A 22,853-nucleotide genomic window follows, 5' to 3' on the forward strand; every position below is an offset into this window, starting at 1 on the left:
GGCGGTGCGTTGGGCGAGTCGTCGAGCAAGGGGGGACGGTGGCATGCGTGCCCGCAAGGGCATTCCCCGGGTCGGCGGGTTCCGTAGGCGTCACCGTATCACATCGAGCGGCATGGTGCGAGTCGCGGCACACGGCCTGTCCCGCTGTCGCAAAGTGCATTTCGCGCGGTATAGTCCAAGCCGTGATCCGAGCCTGGACGCCAGCGGCATCGGTGCCGGTCACGACCTTGGCGCCACGCCGCGCCGCTCCTATCCAGGCCGCACGGCCCCGCCTTGCTATTGCGATGAAACTGCCTTCGCTTCCTCCCGCCGTCCTGGCTTTGCTGGTCGTGGCCGCGGGCGCCTGCATCACTGCCGCGGCCGCCGTGCAGAGCGCCGCATGGAGCGAACGCGCCGCCGCGCAGCGGCTCGACGCGATGCTGTCGGCGAGCGTGATGGCAGTGCGCCAGCGGCTCGACACCGGCGAGCGCCTGCTGCGCGGAGCCAGCGGCCTGCTGGCGGCCAATCCCGACACCACGCGGGACCAATGGCGGGCCTATATGCTCGCCACGCAGGTCGACGACCTGCCCCCCGGCATCCATTCGGTCGGCTATGCCAGATTGACGCAGGCCGCTGCGCTCGACGCGCTGGTCGAATCGGTCCGCGCCGACGGCCTGCCCGCCTTCGACGTATTTCCGCGCGGCGAGCGCGAGGTCTACGCGCCGGGTATCTATGTCGAGCCCTTCGCCGGCCGCACGCTGGGCGCGCTGGGCTTCGACCATCTGTCCGACCCGGCACGCCGTGCCACCGCGGAAGCGGCGCGCGATTCGATGCAGGCGCGCATGACCGCGCGCGTGGCGCTGCTGCGCGAAGTGCATCGCAGCGTTGCCGCGCAGGGCGCGGTGCTGTATCTGCCGGTCTACCGCAACGGCATGCCGGTCAATTCGGTGGAGGAGCGGCGGCAGGCGCTGCTCGGCTATGTCTATGCGGCCTACCGGCTCGGCGACCTGATGGCGGACGCGGCGGCCATCCATGGCGGCAGGCTTTCGCTGGCGCTGTACCAGGGGCGGCCCTCCGCCGCCAATGCCTTGCTGCTGGCCCGGGCAGGCGGCGAGGCGGCCCCTCGCACGCATTCGCATCCGCTGCGCCAGCTCGATCGCGAGCTGGCGTTCGGTGGCCAGACCTGGACCGTGCGCGCGACCACGCTGCCCGCGTTCGAGGAAGGGGGCCCCGGTGCACCAGTGCCGCTGGTGATCGCGACAGGTACGCTCGGCACCGCGCTGCTCGGCTGGCTGGCCTGGCATCTGGCCGCGCGGCGCCGCAGCGCCGAGCGGGCCAGGCAGTCGGCCGATTTGGTGGCGCAGCGGCATGCACGCCTGCTCGACCATGCGCCGATCTGCGTGATTGCTTTCGACGGACACGGCACCATCACCTCGATCAATCGGCCTGGCGAGCAGATGCTGTGGTACCAGGCGCACGAACTGGTCGGACGCATTCCGTACAGCGCACTGCACGAGCCGGGCGAGCTGGCCGCGCGTGCCCGTGCCCTGTCGGCCGAACTCGGCCAGCCGGTCGCGCCCGGTTTCGAAGCGCTGATCGCCAAGCCGCGCCTCGGGCTGGTCGACGAGCACACCTGGCACTACATCCGCAAGGGCGGCTCCACGCTGCCGGTGCAATTGACGCTGTTGCCGCTGTCGGGCGGCGATGCCGGCAAGCGCCACGGCCAGCCGGGCCAGGACGGTGCCGGCGGCTATCTGGCGATCGCGCACGATCTGACCGAGCGGCGGCGCGCCGATGCCTATATCGATCACCTCGCGCACCACGACACGCTGACCGGCCTGCCCAATCGCGACTATCTGAGCGGACGCGCCGACGCGTTGCTGCAGGCGGTGGGAGCCCACAATGGTCGGGTCGCGCTGCTGCTGATCGATCTGGACCAGTTCAAGCGCATCAACGATTCGCTGGGCCACCACGTTGGCGACGATGTGTTGCGGACCATGGCGGACCGGCTGCGCGCCGCCGTGCGCCGAGCCGATCTGGCGGCGCGGATGGATGGCGACGAGTTCGCGGTGGTGTTGTCCGACATCGCCGACGACAGCGAGGCCGAACTGGCGGCCGCCAAGATCGTGGCGCGGCTGTCCGAGGAGCTGCGGCTCGGTGGCGTCAGGCTGCGCGTCGTGCCGTCGATCGGCATGGCGCTGTTCCCGAGCGACGGCAATACCGTCGCCGACCTGCTGCAGGCGGCCGATGCGGCGCTGCACGCGGCCAAGCAGGGCGGCCGTGGCCAGGTGCGCCGCTTCTCGCCGGACATGAAGGAGGCGTCGCTGGCCCGCTTCACCATCGAAGGGCTGCTGCGGCGGGCACTGGCCGAGCAGGAATTCACGCTGCGCTATCAGCCGCTCGTCGATACCGCCAGCCAGCGCATCGTCGGGGTCGAGGCGCTGCTGTCCTGGTACACCGCCGAGCGCGGCGCGATGCAGCCGGGCCAGTTCATCCCGATCGCCGAGCAATGCGGACTGATCGTGCCGATCAGCGAATGGGTGTTGGCCACCGCGTGCCGCGAGATCCAGACGCTGCGGATGCGTACCGGCCTGGACCTGGAGGTCGCGGTCAATATCTCGCCGCCGCACCTGCAGCAAGAGGACTTCCCCGCGCTGGTCGACCGCTGCCTGCGCGAAAGCGGCCTGCCCGCCCGCAATCTGGCGATCGAGGTCACCGAGGGCATCCTGATCGAGGGTACGCCGCAGACGATCGACGCCTTCCGCGGCATTCGCGCGCTCGGCGTCGGCCTGTCGATCGACGACTTCGGTACCGGCTATTCGGGTTTGAGCTATCTGACGCGGCTGCCGATCAACAAGCTGAAGATCGACCGTTCCTTCGTCGCCAATCTTGCCGAAGGCGATGGCAATGGCGAGGACCGGGCCGTGGTCGCGGCGATCATCGCGCTCGGCCATCAGCTGCGGCTGCAGGTCGTGGCCGAAGGCGTCGAGACCGCCGACCAGTTCCGCTTCCTGCGGGAACAGGGTTGCGACGCGGTGCAGGGCTTCCTGTTCGGCGCCGGCGTGCCGCTGGCGGAGCTGATCGAGCGCTGCGAACGCGGCGTGGCGGTACAGGCTGTCTAGCGAAGACATGTCCGCGGTGCGCCCGCAGAAACGGGTACGTTTTTGGCCCGGCATGGCGCCGCTTCGCGACCGCGGTGCCGCCGCACCAAAAAAAGAAGCCGCCAGTTGCCTGGCGGCTCGTCGGGAATGCGTCGGAGGGGTCAATTAACTCTGGCGCAGGTCAGAGTTTAATTTCACTTAAGGCGTTTTGTCACTGCTTGTAATATTTACCCTTTCTGTTGTGGGGTCAAGCTGATGCCGTCACGCAACAGTTGCGTCCTTACATCGCCAAGCCGGACTCCGGGACCATGCGGATGTCCGAAAACGGCTTGCCATCGGTGGCCGACGAGCGTCAAATCCGGCCATCTGCGCACATCCGCGCGCCTGTACCGGACGCCACGAGCGCCGATCCCATCATGACCCCCGCCGATTGCCTCCGTCTGCTCTCGCTGTCCGCCATCTGGGGCGCCAGCTTTCTGTTCATCCGTGTCGGCGCGCCGGTGCTCGGCCCGCTGACCGCCGCCTTCGTCCGTGTGGTCATTGGTGCGCTGGCATTGGCAGCGATCCTGGCCGTGCTGCGTATCCGTTGGGACATGCGCGGCAAATGGGGCCGCGTGATGGTGCTGGGCGCGATCAACTCCGGCATTCCCTTCGTGATGTACTCGGTGGCCGCGCTGTGGCTGCCAGCCGGATATTCCGCGGTGTTCAACGCCATGACGCCGCTGATGGGCGTGCTGATCGGCGCGCTGTTCTTTGCCGAACGGATGACGCTGGCCAAGGCTGTCGGCGTATTGATTGGCGTGGCCGGCGTGGCGGTGTTGACGCGGACCGGCCCGGTCGCGTTCAGCATGGAAGTGATCCTCGGCGCTCTCGCCTGTCTTGCCGCGACCGCCTGCTATGGGTTGGCCGGCTTTCTGACGCGCCGCTGGATCGGCCAGCAGGGCGGACTCGACGCGCGGCTGGTGGCGGCGGGCAGCATGGTTGGCGCGACGTTGTTCCTGCTGCCGTTTTGCGTGGCGTCGCTGGTTCGAGAGAACACGCTGCCGGCGGCAAGCGCCGGCGTCTGGGCGGCAATGGCGGCGTTGGGCATCGTCTGTACCGCGCTCGCCTATATCCTGTATTTCAGGCTGATCGCCGATATCGGACCGGTGCGCGCGCTCAGCGTGACGTTTCTGATTCCCCCGTTCGGCATCGTATGGGGTGCCGTGTTTCTCGGCGAGTCGCTGTCCTGGGCTCACGCGGTGGGCGGGGCGCTGATCGGCGTGGCGTTGTGGCTGGTGCTGAAGCCGGCGGCGGTGCCGGCAGTGCCGGCCACGGGACGACCGTGATCCGGCGGTGGTCGGTCATCGAGTGAGTCGGCGTCCGGGCGCCCAGGCCGCGGCGGCGCCGGCCCCGCCATTGCGCTGGCCGGTCAGGCCGGCGGCGACGTTGTAGCGCTCGCGCACCAGCATGATCACCTGCCGCGCATGCGGCAGGTCGCGCACGGCATCGTCATCGCAACGACCGGGAAAATCGACCTCCGCGCTCCAGTTGCAACCGGTGTGGTCGGGCCGATGCACGCATACCGCGCGCAACTGGCAATCATGGCAACCTGGCTGCTCGCGCAACTGCCGCGCCAGGATGCGTTTCAGTTCGGTCAGTGGCTTGAACAGGCGTTCCATCGCGAAGCTCCATCGAGGGGCCGGCATGGCGAAGCGGCGGACAGTCAGAGGAGAGCGCTCGATGCGCCGGCGCGCACAGCGCGCCGGGCGACGGATGTTCCGGCTGCCGCGCCCTGGCCGGGCGCCCGGAAAAGACACGCCGTGCACGGCACGGCGCCAGGAATAAAAAGGTGGCTTTGCTTGCCGACGGAGTTTGGCGATCAAGAAAGCGGGGTCTGGTTGCTCCCCTGATCCTCCGGCGACTGGCTACTGCCAAACGCTCCGCGGTACGGAGCGGTCCCCACAAAAGACGGTTTGGCGGACACCGCCAGGCGGCGTCGCGGAATTCTCGCGGCAGGCGCTGGTGCTGCGCCGCCGGCTGGTCTGCGACGGGCCCTGAAACTCAGGTATCGGCGTCGTCAGACAGTGATGCGATAGTAAATGAGAATTGATCTCATTACAAGTATTGATTGAGCGGAGATACTTTTTGTTACATCAGTGGCGCGGCGTGACGGTGGCTCCGCCTATGCGGCGTATCGCATGTTGACGTCACGAACCTGGCTCGGTACCCTTTGCTGAACAACTAACCCTTGAAACCGGCGTGGCTTTGTCCATCCGGTGCCTGGGAGAAAAAGCCGGCGCAAGCCGGTTTTTTCGTTTCAGGGGACATCCATGCAGCTAGGGGAAATGGCGCCGAGTGCCCTACGTACTCGGGTCTATGTGGACGGCTACAACTTCTACTATGGCTGCCTCAAGGGCACCTGCTACAAGTGGCTCGACCTCTACCAGCTATTCTCGCAGCAAGTCCTTCCTTCGATCCTCGTACAACGTGCGGGCGTACCGTGCCGGTCCGAGCTGCTGCCGGAAGCGATTCAATACTTCACGGCCAGAATCATCGAAACCGCGGCCAAGGCAGCCGATTCAGTCTCTTCGCAGGCACGCTATCACTCGGCATTGCGCAAGCTCCATGACGGCCGCATTCGAATCGTCGAAGGGTATTACTCGCTTACCAAAGTGAGAATGCCCCGCATCGATGAAGCCTGCCCGGGACGGTGGCCGCGCGACTGCGATCGGGTCGCGGTCTGGAAACTCGAGGAAAAGCAGAGCGATGTCAATCTTGCGCTGCATGCCTATCATGACGCCGCCTCCGATCAGATCGACCAAGCCGTCATCGTGTCGAACGATACGGATCTGATGCCAGCGCTCCGGATGATCCGCGCACATACGAAGGTGATCGTCGGCCTGGTCATCCCTACGCTCGATCGGCAACGATTGCCGAATGCCGATTTGGCGGCCCATTGTCATTGGGTGCGCCGCCATCTCACCGTCGAGGAGCTGGCCGCTTCACAGTTGCCGCGCGTGATCCATGGCGGGAAAAAGCCGACGGTCAAGCCCGATTCATGGCATGCGCATCCGGAGCTATTCGAGGAAGCGCTGCAATTGGCCACCGCGGTCCGGGGCAGCCGGTCGGCGGCATTTCAATGGTTCGATGCCCCCTCGCCGTATCTCGGTGGGCAGACTCCGATCAGTTTGATGACGACGGAGGCGGGCCTAAGGCAGGTGATCGCCTACATGCGGACCTGGACGGCGGATCGCTCGCGCTGCCTGAGCGGGCCGGGCTAACCCGGGCCTCAAGCGATCCGCCTTGGCACTTCAGTACCTCAGCACATCAATACTTCCACAAGATCTTCTGCAGCTCGCGCGTGTCGTTCGTTTTGGTCAGCGCCAGCGCGGTCAGGATGCGGGCCTTCTGCGGCAGTTGGTCGTCGACCACCACCCAGTCGTATTTGTCGTCGGGCTGCTCGCCGTTGCGGATCACGATGCCGCTGCCGGTGCGCGAGGCGCGGACGATCTGCACGCCCTTGGCGCGCGCGGCCTTCAGCGGCTCGACCATGTACTCGCCGACGCTGCCATTGCCGGTGCCGGCATAGACGATGGCCTTGGCGCCGTTCCTGACCGCCGCGTCGACGCTGCCCGGATTCGCGTTGCCGTAGCCATAGACGATCGCCACTTCAGGCAGGCTGTCGATGCGGTCGATGTCCCATTCCGTCGCGGTGGTGTGCGGACGTGCCGGCAGCCGGTAATACAGCGTGCGGCCCTCGACCACATAGCCCAGCGGGCCGAACGGCGAGCGGAACGTCTCGGTCTTGAAGGTATTGCTCTTGGTGACGTCGCGGCCCGTGTGGATCTCGTCGTTCAGCACCACCAGCGTGCCCTTGCCCTTCGATTCGGGGCTGGAGGCGACCAGCACCGCGTCGTACAGATTCAGCGCGCCGTCGGCGCCCAGCGCCGTACCCGGGCGCATCGAGCCGACCACCACCACCGGCTTGTCGCTCTTGAGCGTCAGGTTCAGGAAGTAGGCGGTTTCTTCGATGGTGTCGGTGCCGTGCGTGATCACGACGCCGTCGACGTCCGGCTGCTTCAGCAGTTCCGACACGCGCTTGCCGAGCTTGAGCAGGCGCTCGTTGTTGAAGCTTTCCGAACCGATCTGGAAGACCTGCTCGCCCTTGACGTTGGCGACCTTCGAGATTTCCGGCACCGACGCGATGATCTTGTCCACCGGCACCACCGCGGACTGGTAGGCGGCGGTATTGATGGCCGAGGCGCCCGCGCCGGCGATGGTGCCGCCGGTGCCGACGATCACGATATTGGCCTTGCGGACCTGGCTTGGCGCCGCCGCGGCCGCAGCCGTGGTGGCCGCGGGGGCAGCCGGTGCCGCAGGGGCGGCAACCGTCTGCGCATGGGCAGCGCCGCCGAGTAGTCCGGCGCAAAGCAGCAGCGCGGCAATCGGACGGACGGGGTGAAGGATGGTGGTACGGGCCATGATGCTCCTCTGAATGGATGGCTTCGCGTCGCCTTGTGAGCGCGCGGCCGTGTGCAACTGTCCTTGTTCGTATTGGATTGCCTGCGCCTGCCGTACCGGCTGTTCACCGGTTCACGTCAAGCGCAGAGCGTGGACTATACACACGACGCCGTAGGCCATCCAGAGCCACCCAGCGGTTCGATCAACGTACCAGCCCGGCCCCAACACCGTGGGCGGTCAAGCCGCCAACCGGAACGTCCCCACCGCCCGGTGCAGCGCGTCGGCCTGGTCTTCCAGCGAAGCGGCCGCCGCCGCCGCCTGTTCGACCAGCGCGGCGTTCTGCTGCGCCATCTGGTCCATCTGCGTGACGGCCTGGTTCACCTGTTCGATGCCGCCGGTCTGTTCCTCGGTGGCGGCGCGCATCTCGCCGATCAGGTCGGTGACGCGCTTGACCGCCTCGACGATCTCGCCCATCGCCTTGCCGGCGTTCTCGACCAGCGCCGAGCCGTCCTCGACGCGCTGCGCCGAGTTGCCGATCAGCGCCTTGATCTCCTTGGCGGCGGTGGCGCTGCGCTGGGCGAGGCTGCGTACTTCGCCGGCCACCACGGCAAAGCCGCGGCCCTGGTCGCCGGCGCGGGCGGCTTCGACCGCGGCGTTCAGCGCCAGGATATTGGTCTGGAAGGCGATGCCCTCGATCACGCCGATGATGTCGACCACCTTGCCAGACGCGTCCTTGATCTCGCCCATCGTCGAAACCACCTGATGGACGAGCTCGCCGCCGCGCACCGCGATCTCCGACGCGCCTTCGGCAAGCCGGCTGGCCTGACGCGCGTTGTCGGCGGTCTGGCGAACGGTGCTGGTCAGCTGTTCCATGCTGGCGGCGGTCTCTTCCAGCGAGGCGGCCTGTTCCTCGCTGCGGCGCGACAGGTCGGCATTGCCGGCGGCGATCTGCTTGGCGGCGCCGGCGATCGAATCGGCCGAGCCGCGGATGGTGCCGATCGCGCCGGTCAGGCGCTGCTGCATCTGCGCCATCGCGAACAGCACGCTGCGCTGGTCGCCGGGCGCGACCTCGACGCGGCTGGCCAGATCGCCTTCCGCGATCCGGCTGGCGATATGCGATGTGAGCGCTGGCTCACCGCCAAGCTGTTTATGCAGGCCGTTGGCGATGCGGACAACGACCAGGCTCATCAGCGTGCCGATGACCAGCAGCAGACCGAGCGATTGCCACAGCGAGGCGCGGAAGGCCGCGTCGATATCGTCCAGATAGACGCCGGAGATGAAGTTCCAGTCCCACGGCTTGAAGTTGGCGACATAGCTGAGCTTCGGCTGCGGGGCCTCGGCGCCCGGCTTGGGCCACAGGTAGTGGACGAAGCCGGTGCCCGGACCCTTGCCGATCTCGGCGATGTCGCGGAACAGGTAGGTGCCGGCCGGGTCCTTGAAGTCGGCCATGCTCTTGCCGTTCATCTCCGACTTGATCGGGTGCATCACGACCACGGTGTCCGAGCGCATCAGCGTGAAATAGCCATCGCTGCCAAAGCGCATCGTCCGAACCTTGTCGACGGCGAATTCCTTGGCTTGCTCGACCGTCAGCTTGCCGGCCTTCGCCTCGGCCTCGTAGGCCTTGACCACCGACAGCGCGGTCTCCGTGACGTGGACAAGGTCGGTGCGGCGCTCGTCCAGCCGCATGTTGCGCATTTGCCAGGCATCCCACAGCAGCAGCGCCAACAGGCACACCCAGCTGAGCACCAATGGCAGCAGCAATTTCTTTCTCAAGCTAAGACGTTCCAGCATCGTGTTTCCCCGTGGTCCACCGTAAAAATTGTGTTTGTCGGCGGCATAACGGCGAGCCGCCGGACAAACTTGACCGGGATCGGCCTAGGGCTTTCCACGAGTGCAAATGCGGACATAATCGTGTCAGTACGCGTAAAGTTACATGCACTTACTTACAAGTTGCGGCCACGTGAAATGCGTTGTAATACTTCTCGATCACGTCTGCATTGCAGGACCAAATGAGAACAATTATTCTTTCGGTCTCCTGAAACTCCCGTTGCGACGGGCCCACGAGGGACGGCCAACGCAAGCGCAGCGCGCATCGCCGCCGTCCCGCACGCCGCATTGCCCCGGCGACAGCAACACGCAGTGGCGCCGGAACACAGTCATGAACCAATCCCGTCTGGACCCCCGCCTGGACCCGCCGCTGGACACACGTCTGGGCGCGGCGCAGCAGCGCCGGGCGTTCTGGCTCAAGCATCTGCATCAATGGCACTGGATCAGCTCCGCGCTGTGTCTGATCGGCATGCTGCTGTTTGCCGTGACGGGCTTCACGCTGAACCATGCGGGCCAGATCGAGGCCGAGCCGAAGGTCGTCAGCCGCACTGCCGAGGCACCGGCCCCGGTGCTGGCGGCGTTGCAGGCCCGCGAAGCGGCCCTGGCCGGCCAGGACAAGGCCCCGGTGCCCGTGGAGCTGGCCGACTGGCTGCAGCGCGAATTCGATGTCGATGCGCATGACCGCGAGGCCGAATGGTCGGCCGACGAAATCTACGTGCCGCTGCCGCGGCCGGGCGGCGATGCCTGGGTCAGCGTTGCGCTGGACAACGGCGAGACCCAGTACGAGCTGACCACGCGCGGCTGGATCTCGTATCTGAACGATCTGCACAAGGGCCGCAATACCGGCGGCGCGTGGAGCCTGTTCCTGGACGTGTTCGCGTTCGCCTGCCTGGTGTTCTGCGTGACCGGCCTGTTCCTGCTGAAGCTGCACGCCGGGGGGCGCGTCGCCACCTGGCCGCTGGTGGGCCTGGGGCTGGTCGCCCCGCTGCTGCTCGCGATCCTGTTTATCCATTGACGAGGTTTTCTCTATGCGTCGTTTGCTTAGCGTCTCCCTGACCGGCCTGAGCGGTCTGGGCGGCCTGGTTGCCATGCCCCTTGCCGCGCCCGCCGCGGCCGCTGAGATCCAGGTCAAGGTCGAGATCCCGCGCCTGAGCGTCGCCGAATATCACCGCCCCTATGTGGCGATGTGGCTGGAGCGCGCCGACCAGAGCCCGGTCGCGACCCTGTCGGTCTGGTACGACGTCAAGCTGAAGAATGCCGAGGGCACCAAGTGGCTGAAGGACATGCGCCAGTGGTGGCGCAAGGCCGGCCGCGATCTGCAGATGCCGGCCGATGGCATCTCCGGCGCGACACGCGCGCCGGGCGAGCACACCGTGACCTTCACCGACGGCAAGGCGCCGCTGGCCACGCTGCCGGCGGGCGAATACCAGCTGGTGGTCGAAGCCGCCCGCGAAGTCGGCGGCCGCGAACTGCTGCGCGTGCCGTTCACCTGGCCGCCTGAAGATGCCAGATCGGGCGCCAAATCCGCTGCCAGGTCGGCGCAGGCCAAGGGCCAGCACGAACTGGGCGCCGTCACCGTCAGCCTGAAGCCGTGAGCGGCGCGCGCTGCGCCGCTGTCCGCCGCATTCCTTTCGACGCTTTCCGATCCCGTGCCCTGGAGCCCTCGATGAACCGTTCCGCGATGTCCCCACTGTCCCTCTGCGCCAGGCTGTCCGCGCTGGCCCTGGTTGCGCTGCTGCCGCTGTCGGCGCACGCCCACCGCCAATGGCTGCTGCCGTCGGCGACCGTGCTGTCGGGCAGCGACCCGTGGGTCACCGTCGACGCGGCGGTGTCCAACGACCTGTTCTATTTCGAGCATTTCCCGCTGCGGCTGGACAACCTGAGCGTCAGCGCGCCCGACGGCAGCCCGGCCAAGGCCGAGAACCAGAGCACCGGCCGCTATCGCAGCACCTTCGACGTGCATCTGACCGCGCCGGGCACCTACAAGCTGGCCGTGGTCAACAACGGCCTGTTCGCCAGCTACAAGGAGAACGGCCAGACCAAGCGCTGGCGCGGCTCGGCCGACGAGTTTGCGCAGAAGGTGCCGGCCAACGCGCAGGAGCTGCAGGTCACCCAGTCGGAGAGCCGGCTCGAGACCTTCGTGACCGCGGGCAAGCCGACCACCCAGGCGCTGAAGACCACGGGCCGCGGGCTGGAACTGGCCCCGGTCACGCATCCGAACGATCTGTTCGCGGGCGAGCCGGCCAATTTCCGTCTGCTGCTCGACGGCAAGCCGGCGGCCAACGTCGAGGTCGAAGTGGTGCCGGGCGGCAACCGCTATCGCGACCAGCTCGGCGAGATGAAGGTCAAGACCGATGCCGACGGCAAGTTCACCATCAAGTGGCCGTCGCCGGGCATGTACTGGATCGAGGCCGAAGTGCGCGACGACAAGGTCTCGCTCAAACCCGCCAAGGCGCGCCGCGCGGCCTATATGGCGACCTTCGAGGTGCTGCCGCAGTAAGCGCGGCGGATTGGACTTACCGATGCTGCCGATGTCCGCCGCCGCGGCGCCTCGCACGCAGTCCGCGCCGGCGTCCGCGCCTGCCTTCGCTGCCCGGCGCGTGCTGGTGCCGCTGCGCTTCGATGCGCCACCGTCACTGCCCGAGGGCGCGGTGGTGCTGCATCGATGCGGCGGGCAGACGATGGGCACGACCTGGTCTGTGCGTTGCCTGATTGCGGACGATCACGGGAAAGAGGGCGAGGCCGCCGCGATCGAAGCCGGCATCGATGCGCTGCTCGCGCAGATCGTCGCCCAGATGAGCAACTGGCTCGACGACTCCGATATCGGCCGTTTCAACGGCGCGCAAGCGGGAAGTTGGCTGACGTTGCCGCCCGCCTGCTTCTCGGTCCTGCAGACCGCGCTGGCGGTCGCGCGCGACAGTGGCGGCGCCTACGATCCGAGCGCGGGACCGCTGGTATCGCTGTGGGGCTTCGGGCCCGACGGCCCACGGTCGGCGCCGCCCGGCGCCGACGAAGTGCAAGCGGCGCGGGCCCGCTGCGGCTGGGCGCGCATCGAGCTCGACGAGCAAGGGCGGCGTGCGCGCCAGCCCGGCGGCGTGTCGATCGACCTGTGCGCGATCGCCAAGGGCTATGCGGTCGATGCGGTATCGGCATGGCTGTCGGCGCGCGGCGTGTCGCACCATCTGGTCGAAATCGGCGGCGAGCTGCGCGGCGAGGGCGTCAAGCCCGATGGCATGCCGTGGTGGGTCGAGCTGGAAAGCCCGCCTGCCGCCGATGATGCCGCCGCCGATGCCGCGCGGACCGTGGTGGCGCTGCATGGCCTGTCGGTCGCGACCTCCGGCGATTACCGGCGCTATTTCGACAGCGGCGGCCGCCGCTACGCGCACACGCTGGACCCCCGTACCGGCTATCCGGTCAGCCACGCGCTCGCGTCGGTGACCGTGCTGCACCGTCGATGCATGATGGCCGACGCGCTGTCGACCGCGCTGACCGTGCTCGGCCCCGAGGCCGGCATGGCGTTTGCAACGCAGCGCGGCATCGCGGCGCGGATGCTTCTGCGCACGCCGAGCGGCTTTACCGAACGCATGTCGCCGGCTTTCGCGGCGATGCTCGCATGAACGCGCCGCGACGATTCCGCCTTCCCTCGCTGGCGAGCGCGCTCAGCGGCGTCGCGGGCGCATCCGGCCTGGCGCTGTCGCTTGCCGGTGCGGGCAAATGGCCGACCGCGGGCGGTGTCGCGCTGGCCTACGCCGGTTTCTGCGGCGCGATTCTGGCGCTGCATCGCCATCGGCACCAGCGCAGCGCGGCCTTCGCTTCGACCGCCGACGATGCCACGCTGATCGCCTATGCCAGCCAGACCGGGTTTGCGGAGCAATTGGCGATGCAGACCGCGCAGGCGCTGCAACGCGCCGGCTTGCCGGTGCGCGTCGCCTCGTTTGCGGAACTCGATCTGTCCGCACTGACGCGCTGCCGACAGGCGCTGTTCGTGGCCAGCACCACCGGCGAAGGCGATGCGCCCGACAGCGCCGCGGGTTTCACGCGCAAGCTGGCCGCTGCGAGCGGCCATGGCCTGAGCCGCCTGCGCTACGGCATCCTCGCGCTGGGCGACAGCAGCTACGCGAATTTCTGCGCCTACGGCCATGCCTTGGCCGCGGCGCTGCAACGCGCACAGGCGCGGCCGCTGTTCGATCTGGTCGAGGTCGACAACGGCGACACCGGCGCGCTGCGCCATTGGCAGAACCACTTGTCGGCGCTGGCCGGCGGCGCCGAGATCGCCGACTGGGAGGCGCCGCGCTATGGCCGCTGGCGGCTGGTGGAACGCCGGCTGATGAATCCCGGCAGCGCCGGCGCGCCGGCCTTCCATCTGGCGCTGGAGCCCGAATCGCCGGCCATGCTGGACTGGCATGCCGGCGATATCGCCGAGATCGGCCCGCGGCTGCCGCCCGATCAGCTCGCGCAATTGCTGCGTGACCTGTCCCTCGATGGCGCGACGCCGGTACGCTGCGATGGCGAGGCGATGCCGCTGGCGCAAGCGCTGGCCACGCGCATGCCGTTGCCCGCGCCGCATGCCGAAACGATGCGCGGCTTGTCGCCGCAGGCGCTGGTCGACGCGCTGCCGCCGCTGCCGCACCGCGAATATTCGATCGCCTCGCTGCCCACCGATGGCCGCCTGGAGTTGCTGGTGCGCCAGACCCGCCACGACGACGGCAGGCTCGGCCTGGCTTCGGGCTGGCTGACCGAACACGCGCCGCCTGGCGCGGTCATCGCGCTGCGCGTGCGCACCAACCGCGCGTTCCACGCACCGGCCGACGACCGGCCGCTGCTGCTGATCGGCAACGGCACCGGCATGGCCGGCCTGCGTGCGCTGCTGAAGGCGCGCGCCGCTGCCGGTCATGCGCGCAACTGGCTGCTGTTCGGCGAACGTAGCGCGGCGCACGACGCCTTCTATCGGGAGGAGCTGGCGGCCTGGCAGGCGAGCGGCATGCTGCAGCGCCTGGACCAGATCTGGTCGCGCGACGGCGCGCCGCTGCGCTACGTGCAGGACGCGGTGCGCGCCGCTGCGCCCCAGATCCGCGAATGGATCGCCGCGGGCGCCGCGGTCTACGTCTGCGGCAGCCTGCAGGGCATGGCCGCCGGTGTCAACGATGCGCTCGCCGAGGTGCTGGGCGCGCAGACGCTCGCGACGCTGGCCGAGACCGGGCGCTATCGGCGCGACGTCTACTGAGCAGGGCCCGTTGGCCGCCCGCCGAGCTGTCGCCCCCGCGAACGCGGGAAGGCGACATGCCCTTCGTACGATCGCTCATTCCATGCCTGGAAACCGCATGTCCTCGTACCTGATGAACCGCGTCTTGCGTGTCCACCGGTAGCCGAGCCAGATCGCCAGGAAGATCGGAATGCCGATATAGGTGGCGGCCACCGACCACCAGTCGATATTGCCGCTGAGGAAGGCCTGGTAGTTCTGTCCCAGCGCGATCACCAGGCACAGCACGAACGCGAAGATCGGACCGTATGGGAAGAACGGCGAGCGGTACGGCAGCCGCGACAGATCGAGGCCACGCCGCATCCAGCCCTTGCGGAAGCGGTAGTGGCTGATGGCGATGCCCAGCCACGCGATGAAGCCCGTCATGCCGGACAGGCTCAGCAGCCACAGATAGACCGCCTTGCTCTCGAACAGCGAGGTCAGGAAACACAGTGCGCCGACCGCGGTGGTGGCCAGCAGCGCGGGCATCGGCACGCCGTTGCGCGTCAGCCGGGCGAACACGCGCGGCGCGCGGCCTTCGGTGGCCAGGTTGTACAGCATCCGCGTCGACGCATACATGCCCGAATTGCCGGCAGACAGCACCGCCGTCAGGATCACCGCGTTCATCAGGCCAGCGGCGAAGGCCAGCCCCGCATTGCGGAACACCAGCGTGAACGGGCTGACGCCGATCGTCTGCACATCGCTCTTGAGCAGGCTCGGATCGGTATAGGGAATCAGCACGCCGATCACCGCGATGGCCAGCACGTAGAACAGCAGGATGCGCCAGAACACCTGCCGCACCGCGCGCGGAATATTGCGCGCCGGGTCGGCCGATTCGCCGGCGGCGACGCCGATCAGCTCGGTGCCCTGGAACGAGAAGCCGGCGATCATCGCCACGCCGATCATCGCGGGCAGGCCGCCGACGAAGGGCGCATCGCCCAGCGTCAGGTTGGCCAGGCTGGCCGGCACGTCGCCGCGCAGGATGCCGAAGATCATCAGCGTGCCGATCGCGATGAACGCGATCACGGTCACCACCTTGACCAGCGAGCACCAGTATTCGGCCTCGCCGAAGCCGCGTACCGAGATCGCGTTGAGCCCGAACATCAGCGCGAGGAACAGTCCGCTCCACAGCACGCCCGGCGTATCGGGGAACCAGTACTGCATCACCAGCTGCGCGGCCGCCAGCTCCACCGCGATCGTCACCGCCCAGTTGTACCAGTAGTTCCAGCCGAGCGCGAAGCCGAAGCCCTCGTCGACATACATCGAGCCGTAGGTCGAGAACGAGCCGGCCACCGGCATATAGGCGGCCAGCTCGCCCAGGCTCGTCATCAGGAAGTAGACCATCGCGCCGATCAGCAGATACGCGGCCAGCGCACCGCCCGGGCCGGCCTGGGCGATGGTCGCGCCGGAGGCGACGAACAACCCGGTACCGATCGAGCCGCCGATGGCGATCATGCTCAGATGGCGGGCCCGCAGCTTGCGCTGCAGGCGCGGCGCGGCGGCGCCCGAGGCGGTGTCGCTCTCGACGCCGACGCCGGCGCCGCGCGAGTCTTGGGAAGCGGTCATGGTGAACACAGGAAGGCCAGCAATGGGGCGGCATCCTATAAGAAAACCCGCCGCCGGGATAGCCGGGCCGCCAACTCGGTAGAATCGTGGCTTCCCTGCCCGCGTGGCCTGGCGGTGCCCCGATGCGCCGCGGTCCCGACACCATGAAGCTGAACCTCGATTTCAACGACAGCATCCTGCTGCATATCGTGCTGAGCGTGCTCATCGTCCTGATGGGCGTGCTGCTGGTCAAGCTGAGCAACCGCTTCTTTGTCTCCCGTCAGCTCGCCGACCGCGACAATCTGCGCAGCTATCGCACCTGGACCGTGGCCTCGCGCAATCTGATCGGCGCGGTGGCCTTTCTGCTGCTGCTCGGCATCTGGGTCTCCGAACTGAAGAGCGTCGCGATCTCGCTGGCCGCCTTTGCCGCCGCGCTGATGATCTCCGGCAAGGAACTGGTGATGTGCTTCCTCGGCGCGTTCATGCGGATGATCGCGCGCCCGTTCCAGCTCGGCGATCTGGTCGAGATCGGCCAGTACGCCGGCGAGGTCATCGACATGGACGCGCTGACGACCACGCTGGTCGAGGTCGCGCCGACGCGGCAGTTCACCGGCTTCACGGTGCAGGTGCCCAACAGCCTGCTGCTGACCGTCGCGGTGCGCAACCATTCGCAGGCGGGCAAATACACGCTGGACACGGTGCGCATTCCGCTGGCCGCGCAGTGCGACCCGGACCGCATCGAGGCGGAACTGCTGGACATCGCACAGCAGGCCTGCGAGCCGTTTCTCGAGGCCGCGGGCCAGAGCCTGCGCCGCTATGGCGATACGCGCTTCCTGGACCTGTCGCAGTTCGCGCCGCGCGTGATGTTCGAACCGGTCGGCACCGACCGGCTCGATGCGATCGTGCGTTTCCCCGCGCCGGTGGGCGGGCGGCTGCCGGTGGCGCAGCAGATCATCCGGCGCTTCTATCGGCAGCGGATCAACGACAGCAAGCAGGCAGGCGGCGATGTCGCCGCCGAGGCCGGGACCGGGAACGAAAAGCGGGAAGCCGAACGACGCGAGGCCGCCGAGGATCGGGCGCGGATGGCGCGCTCGGTACGGCCCGGCGCGGCCGGCAGCCCTGGCAACCCGGACACCAGCGGGCCGCCCGCCTCGTCGCCGGCGTTCTGATCGCCGGCCAGGGCCAATGGGTCCCTGCCTTCGCGGGACGACGGGCCGGGGCCGGCCTCGCCTGCATGGCGCGTGCCGCGGCCGGTGACCGCACAGCGCTGCCGCTTCCCTGGCGCAGTGCGCCATGACCGCCGCGACGCTTGCCCTTACACTAGGGCGATCCGATGACGGCCCGCACCGCATTCAAGCGGTTTCCGCGCGCCTCTCGCCTATCCGTTCCAATCCGTATGAATCCATCGAACCCCACTCCGGACGCCGCCGCCGGCGCTCCATCTGCTGCGCCGGCGGCGCGCCCGCGCGCGCCGTCGCTGCGCCATGCGGCCAGCGTGCTGGTGCTGCGCGACGGCGCGGCCGGCATGGAAGTGCTGCTGGTGCGCCGGCCCGAACGCCAGGACGATCGCAGCAGCGGCGCCTACGTGTTTCCCGGCGGCACGCTCGATCCGCAGGACAACCAGCTGCACGGCCTGTGCGAAGGGCTCGACGATGCCGCTGCCAGCGCGCGGCTGCGCCTGCCCGCAGGGGGTCTGGACTTCTACCTGTGCGCGGTGCGCGAATGCTGCGAGGAGGCGGGCCTGCTGTTCGCCTACCAGCGCGACGGCGAGATGGTGGCGCTCGAACGCTTCGACGACGCGCAGCTGGCCTGGCTGCGCGAGGCGGTGCGCTACGGCGGCCCGGGCATCGCCGAGGTGTGCCGCCGCTTCGATCTGCGGCTGGCGATGGACAAGATGGCCTATATCAGCCACTGGCTGACGCCGCCGGGCCTGCCCAAGCGTTTCGACACGCGCTTCTTCGTCGCGGTGCTGCCGCCGGGCCAGAGCGCGATGCACGACGGCGTCGAGGCGGTCGACCATCGCTGGGTGCGTCCGTCGGAGGCGATCGCGCCGGACAGCGGCATGACGCTGGTCAACGTGACGCGCCGCATGCTGGCGTCGATCGCGCATTTCCCCACCGCGCAAGCTTGTTTCGACTACGCGCAGGGGCTGCGCGAGATCGCGCTGATCATGCCGCGGCTGGCCAATGGCCCCAGGGGCGTGCGCCCGGTACAGCCCGACGAGCCTCCCTATGCCGAGATCGCGCGCATCGATCCGGACGGGGCCGGCCATGGCCGCTATGCGCTCGAACCGGGCGTGCCGGTGCGGCTGTCCGACCGCGTCTGGCGCGTGACCGCCGACAACGGCAACGCGATGACGGGCCCCGGCACCAACACCTATCTTGTCGGCGGCGGCAAGCGCAACGAATGGGCGGTGATCGATCCGGGCCCCGACGACGAGGCGCATCAGCGCGCGGTGCTGGCCGCCGCGCCCGGCCCGATCCGCTGGATCCTGGCCACGCATACGCATATCGATCATTCGCCGGGCGCGGTACGGCTGCGCGAGGCAACCGGGGCTCAGGTACTGGGACGCCTGGCAAACCGGCCCGAGCGGCAGGACCCGACCTTTGCGCCCGACCGTGTGCTGGAGCACGGCGAGCGCATCGTACTGGGCGACATCGATCTACCGGGCGACGCCATCACGCTGCGTGTACTCCATACCCCGGGCCATGCGTCGAACCATCTGTGTTTCCTGCTCGAGCAGGAGAAGCTGCTGTTTACCGGCGACCACGTGATGCAGGGCTCGACCGTGGTGATCGGCCCGCCCGATGGCGACATGCGCGCCTATCTGGCCTCGCTGGCCGCGCTGCTGGACGAAGACCTCGAATGGCTCGCGCCGGGCCACGGCTTCCTGATGCCGCGGCCGCGCGAGGCGATCCGCCTGCTGATGCGCCATCGCCAGCATCGCGAGGCCAAGGTCGTCAATGCGCTGCGCGAGCTGGGACCGGCGCCGATCGAAACGCTGCTGCCGCGGGTCTACGACGACGTGCCGCCACGCATGCTGCCGGTCGCGCAGCGCTCGCTGCTGGCGCATCTGCTGAAGCTGCAGGCCGACGGACAGGCGCAGGAAGCGCAGGGCGACTGGCGCATGCTGCAGTAAGGGCCGCTCCCCGGCCCGGCCGATGCGCCGGCGCGCGCAACATCGCAGTGGATTCCCCGATAGCCCAACAAGCGGAACAAGGAGACACCATGAAAGCTGCCGTGCTGCATCAGCCCAGGACCCCGCTGGTCATCGAAGACCTCGCCATCGACAAGCCCGGCCCGCGCGAGGTGCTGGTGCGTACCGCGGCGGTCGGCGTCTGCCATTCGGACCTGCATTTTCTCGACGGCGCCTATCCGTTCCCGATGCCGGTGGTGCTGGGGCACGAAGCGGCCGGCGTGGTCGAGCAGGTCGGCGCCGAAGTGCGCACGGTCAAGCCCGGCGATCATGTGATCACCTGCCTGTCGGCCTACTGCGGCCACTGCGAACACTGCCTGAGCGGCCATCTGTCGCTGTGCGTCGCGCCCGATACGCGCCGGCGCGAAGACGAAGCGCCGCGGCTGCGCGCCAGCGGCGCGGCGATGAACCAGTTCCTGAACCTGTCGGCCTTCGCTGAGCAGATGCTGATCCACGAGCATGCGCTGGTCGCGATCCGGCGCGACATGCCGCTGGACCGCGCCGCGCTGATCGGCTGCGCGGTGACCACCGGCTTCGGCGCGGTCGCGCATACGGCCGGCGTGCGGCCCGGCGAAACCGTCGCGGTGATTGGCTGCGGCGGCATCGGCCTGGCCACGATCAACGCCGCCGCGCTCGCGGGCGCCGGCCGCATCATCGCGATCGACCGCCTGCCCGGCAAGCTGGAACTGGCGCGCCGCTTCGGCGCCACCGATGTGGTCGACGCCAGCGCGGCCGAGCCGGTCGACGCGGTGCGCACGCTGACCGGCGGCGGCGTGCATCACGCGTTCGAGGCGATCGGGCTGAAGGCCACGGCCGAGCAGGCGTTCGCGATGCTGCGCCGGGGCGGCGCGGCCACCGTGATCGGCATGCTGCCGCCCGGCGTCAAGATCGAGCTCAAGGGCACCGACTTTCTCGCCGAGAAACGCATTCAGGGCTCGATGATGGGCTCGAATCGCTTTCCGATCGACATGCCGCGCCTGGTGGACTTCTATCTGTCGGGCCGTCTCGAGCTCGATGCGCTGATCGCGCAGCGGCTGCCGCTCGAGCGCATCAACGAGGCCTTCGACGAACTGCGGCGGGGCGAGCTGGCGCGCTCGGTGATCCTGTTCGAGCATTAGTCCGGCGGCGGGCGCGCCGCGATCCAGCGATGGCGCGCGCGCTGTGGGAAAATCCCGCCCGCGCGCCGCATCCGTCAGGCGCCGGCGAACGAGACGATGAAGACGATCGAATGGAAGGATTGGGAAATCTTCTGCCGCGTGGTGGAGGCAGGCACCTTCACGCATGGGGCCGAACTGGCCGAGGTGCCGAAGTCGTCCGCGAGCGCGGCGATCGCCCGGCTTGAAGCGGAGCTCGGCGGACGGCTGTTCGAGCGCAACACGCGCCGCGTGCGCGTGACCGAACAGGGCCAGCGCCTGTACGAACGCGTCGCGCCGCACTTCGCCGCATTGCGCGAGATCAGCGCCGAGGCGGCCTCGGCCAGCGAGCAGGTCAGCGGCACGCTGCGGATCGCCACGCCGTACGAGGTCGGCTCGCAGCATCTGGCCCCGAGCCTGTCGCGCTTGCTGACACTGCATCCAAACCTGAAGGTGCAGATCGATGTCACCTGGGACCAGCCGGATCTGCTCAAGCACGGCTACGACCTTGCCTTCGTGATGACCAACACCACGCTGCACGACAGCTCGTTTGCCAGCAAGCGCGTGGTGCTGGTCGAGCGCGCGTTCTATGCCGCGCCATCGCTGATCCAGGCGCGCGGTCTGCCGCGCTCGCCAGGCGATCTGAACGGCTGGCCCGTGATCGGCAATGCCGACGATCGGCGCTGGGAATTCGTGCAGGACGGCGTCGAAGTGGCCGTGCTGCCGGTCGATCCGCGCATTCGCACGCATAACGCCGAGATCCGGCTGAAGGCCGCGACCGACGGCCTCGGCGTGGCGCGCCTGTCGCCGAAGTTCGTCGACGAGCAGGTGCGCCAGGGCCAGCTGGTACGCGTGCTGCCGGCCTATGCGTCCTCGCCGCTGAAGGTCTACGTGCTGATGCCCGCGCGCAAGCTGATGCCGGCCGCGGTGCGGGCGCTGCTCGACGTGATGGAGCACACGGTCGGGGCCGCGGCGCCCGCGCGTGGGGCGCGGCGCGCGGGAAAGGTGGAGGCCAGGGCCGAACCCAGGGACAACCTCAAGGCCTGATGCAGCGGCAGCTGGCCCGCTCAGAACGGCTGATCGCCGGTCCGCAGTTCGATGTCCAGCGTTTCGCCGATCGCCAGGATCTCGTCATCGTCCTCGGCGCGCGCGATCCAGCCCGCGTAGACGCCCGAACCGATCTCCCAGTGCCATAGCGTGTAGCCGGCCGTGCGCAACTGCTCGTAAGCCTGCTCCATCAGCTCGGGCACGCTGGTGCTCCCGAGGAAGTCCTCGTCGTCGGGGTCGTCTACGCCCCAATCCAGTACCACGTCCACACGCAACGCCAGCTGGTTGATGCAGTCGATAAAGGTCGCGGTGTCATGCTGTTCCACCTGGAAACCCGCTTCCCAGTCGACCACGTCCTGCACCACCGACAGCAGTTCGGCGCCTTCCACCGTATCGTCGGCTTCCTCCAGCGCTTCGTCGAGCAGCGCCAGCTGCTTCTCGACCATCGCGCCATCGTCGAAGTTGATCATGCCGAGCAGCCGTTCGACCGCCTGGCGCGACTCGTCGTCGATTACTCCATTCACGCCCAGTCCTCCCGCTTCCGTATGCCAAGCCAGTGTGCCGGCCCGATCCGCCGATCGGCTGCCGAACCTAGTCCGCCAGCTGGCCGATTTCGCGCAGCCCTCTTGGCGTGACCCGCAGCGCGCGCGACGACGGGGTGCGCTCGACCCAGCGCCGCTGCAGCATCGCATCGAGCATGGCCGCGCCCAGCGCGCCGCCAAGATGCGGCTTGCGTTCGCTCCAGTCCGGACAGGTGCAGGCGAACTGCCGCCGCTTGCGGCGCGCGCCATCCAGGTCCACGCCGAGCTGCACCATGCCGTGCGCGCCGTGCTCGGACAGTTCCACCGCGCTGTCCCGCACCACGATCCAGCCCGAACGCGTCATCCGCGCAAACAGGTCGACCGCCAGTTCGCCGGCCAGATGGTCGTAGCAGGTGCGCGCGTGGCGCAGCGTGGCCGGCGCCGTGCGAGATGGCGGCACCGCACGCAGGCGCGGCGGGCGGCTTGCCTGCGAGGCCGCGGCCAGCGCCTCGATCGCGACGCCGATCTCGGGCGCGGCCAGCCGGTAATAGCGATTGCGGCCATGCGTCTCGACCGCCAGCAGGCCGCCCTCTGCCAGCCGAGCCAGATGGCCGCTGGTCGACGAGGCCGACAGCCCTGCAATCAGCCCGAGCTCGCCGGCCGGTCTTGCGCTGCCATCCATCAACGCCCACAGCATCGCGGCGCGGCCCGGGTCGGCCAGCAGGCCGGCCAACTGACTGATGCTGGGAGCGTATTCCATAGTTCATTCCACGGTGAAACAACGATCGCAGTATAGGCCGATACTTGCCGATATCAACCTTG

18 protein-coding genes are annotated in these 22,853 nt (G+C 68.4%); 12 read left to right on the top strand and 6 right to left on the bottom strand.

All coding sequences use genetic code 11. The features are described 5' to 3' along the window. Positions 1–284 precede the first annotated feature (284 nt). Together FOB47_RS00215 and FOB47_RS00220 are read left to right on the top strand one after the other, a co-directional pair. Entirely contained in the window at positions 285–3,101 is a 2,817-nt protein-coding gene (locus tag FOB47_RS00215; protein ID WP_244959235.1) for a bifunctional diguanylate cyclase/phosphodiesterase, read from the top strand. A 395-nt stretch (positions 3,102–3,496) separates the two neighbouring features. After that, positions 3,497–4,408: a DMT family transporter gene (locus FOB47_RS00220; protein ID WP_174779634.1), complete on the top strand. Its 912-nt coding sequence runs from the start codon at positions 3,497–3,499 to the stop codon at positions 4,406–4,408. A 15-nt stretch (positions 4,409–4,423) separates the two neighbouring features. Here FOB47_RS00220 and FOB47_RS00225 read toward each other — a convergent pair whose 3' ends face one another. Continuing rightward, entirely contained in the window at positions 4,424–4,741 is a 318-nt protein-coding gene (locus tag FOB47_RS00225) for a hypothetical protein (protein WP_244959236.1), read from the bottom strand. Positions 4,742–5,392: 651 nt separating this feature from the next. On the opposite strand from FOB47_RS00225, the gene FOB47_RS00230 reads away from it, so the two are divergent. Further along, the gene (locus tag FOB47_RS00230) at positions 5,393–6,343 is read left to right on the top strand and encodes an antitoxin Xre/MbcA/ParS toxin-binding domain-containing protein (RefSeq protein ID WP_174779635.1); all 951 of its coding nucleotides are present in this window, start codon (positions 5,393–5,395) and stop codon (positions 6,341–6,343) included. Positions 6,344–6,389: 46 nt separating this feature from the next. Here the strand turns inward: FOB47_RS00230 and FOB47_RS00235 are convergent, their stop codons facing one another. Together FOB47_RS00235 and FOB47_RS00240 are read right to left on the bottom strand one after the other, a co-directional pair. After that, positions 6,390–7,544, bottom strand: a complete 1,155-nt coding sequence (locus tag FOB47_RS00235) for an asparaginase (RefSeq protein WP_174779636.1) — start codon at positions 7,542–7,544, stop codon at positions 6,390–6,392. Positions 7,545–7,760: 216 nt separating this feature from the next. Then, entirely contained in the window at positions 7,761–9,314 is a 1,554-nt protein-coding gene (locus tag FOB47_RS00240) for a methyl-accepting chemotaxis protein (RefSeq protein WP_053824486.1), read from the bottom strand. Positions 9,315–9,681: 367 nt separating this feature from the next. Here FOB47_RS00240 and FOB47_RS00245 point away from each other — a divergent pair, with 367 nt between their 5' ends. The 5 genes from FOB47_RS00245 to FOB47_RS00265 all read left to right on the top strand — a co-directional run bounded on the left by FOB47_RS00245 (position 9,682) and on the right by FOB47_RS00265 (position 14,574). Further along, positions 9,682–10,365: a PepSY-associated TM helix domain-containing protein gene (locus FOB47_RS00245; RefSeq protein WP_174779637.1), complete on the top strand. Its 684-nt coding sequence runs from the start codon at positions 9,682–9,684 to the stop codon at positions 10,363–10,365. 13 nt (positions 10,366–10,378) lie between these two features. Continuing rightward, positions 10,379–10,945, top strand: a complete 567-nt coding sequence (locus FOB47_RS00250) for a DUF2271 domain-containing protein (RefSeq protein WP_053824485.1) — start codon at positions 10,379–10,381, stop codon at positions 10,943–10,945. Between the two features lie 71 nt (positions 10,946–11,016). Beyond that, positions 11,017–11,850: a DUF4198 domain-containing protein gene (locus tag FOB47_RS00255; protein WP_244959237.1), complete on the top strand. Its 834-nt coding sequence runs from the start codon at positions 11,017–11,019 to the stop codon at positions 11,848–11,850. A 22-nt stretch (positions 11,851–11,872) separates the two neighbouring features. Further along, the gene (locus tag FOB47_RS00260; protein ID WP_244959238.1) at positions 11,873–12,967 is read left to right on the top strand and encodes an FAD:protein FMN transferase; all 1,095 of its coding nucleotides are present in this window, start codon (positions 11,873–11,875) and stop codon (positions 12,965–12,967) included. After that, positions 12,964–14,574, top strand: coding sequence for a sulfite reductase subunit alpha (locus FOB47_RS00265; protein WP_174779638.1), 1,611 nt, complete (start codon positions 12,964–12,966; stop codon positions 14,572–14,574). The genes FOB47_RS00260 and FOB47_RS00265 overlap by 4 nt, the downstream gene beginning before the upstream one ends. Before the next feature lie 75 nt (positions 14,575–14,649). Here FOB47_RS00265 and FOB47_RS00270 read toward each other — a convergent pair whose 3' ends face one another. Beyond that, positions 14,650–16,155, bottom strand: coding sequence for an amino acid permease (locus FOB47_RS00270; RefSeq protein ID WP_174779639.1), 1,506 nt, complete (start codon positions 16,153–16,155; stop codon positions 14,650–14,652). Between the two features lie 122 nt (positions 16,156–16,277). On the opposite strand from FOB47_RS00270, the gene FOB47_RS00275 reads away from it, so the two are divergent. From FOB47_RS00275 to FOB47_RS00290, 4 genes are all read left to right on the top strand, one after another. Beyond that, positions 16,278–17,303, top strand: a complete 1,026-nt coding sequence (locus FOB47_RS00275) for a mechanosensitive ion channel family protein (RefSeq protein WP_244959239.1) — start codon at positions 16,278–16,280, stop codon at positions 17,301–17,303. 227 nt (positions 17,304–17,530) lie between these two features. Continuing rightward, on the top strand, positions 17,531–19,273 hold the full coding sequence (locus FOB47_RS00280; RefSeq protein WP_217488898.1) for an MBL fold metallo-hydrolase: 1,743 nt from the start codon (positions 17,531–17,533) through the stop codon (positions 19,271–19,273). A gap of 89 nt (positions 19,274–19,362) precedes the next feature. Next, positions 19,363–20,448 (top strand): Zn-dependent alcohol dehydrogenase, encoded by a 1,086-nt coding sequence (locus FOB47_RS00285; RefSeq protein ID WP_174779640.1) that lies wholly within the window; start codon positions 19,363–19,365, stop codon positions 20,446–20,448. Positions 20,449–20,544: 96 nt separating this feature from the next. Then, complete coding sequence (locus FOB47_RS00290; protein WP_174779641.1) at positions 20,545–21,510, top strand: LysR family transcriptional regulator; 966 nt, start codon at positions 20,545–20,547, stop codon at positions 21,508–21,510. 20 nt (positions 21,511–21,530) lie between these two features. Here FOB47_RS00290 and FOB47_RS00295 read toward each other — a convergent pair whose 3' ends face one another. Beyond that, a complete protein-coding gene (locus FOB47_RS00295) occupies positions 21,531–22,034 on the bottom strand; it encodes a DUF6630 family protein (RefSeq protein ID WP_144425998.1) in 504 nt (167 codons plus the stop codon). A gap of 67 nt (positions 22,035–22,101) precedes the next feature. Beyond that, a complete protein-coding gene (locus tag FOB47_RS00300; protein WP_053824482.1) occupies positions 22,102–22,791 on the bottom strand; it encodes an ArsR/SmtB family transcription factor in 690 nt (229 codons plus the stop codon). Between the last annotated feature and the right edge of the window lie 62 nt (positions 22,792–22,853).

This window comes from Cupriavidus gilardii (assembly GCF_013347325.1).
GTDB lineage: Bacteria > Pseudomonadota > Gammaproteobacteria > Burkholderiales > Burkholderiaceae > Cupriavidus > Cupriavidus gilardii.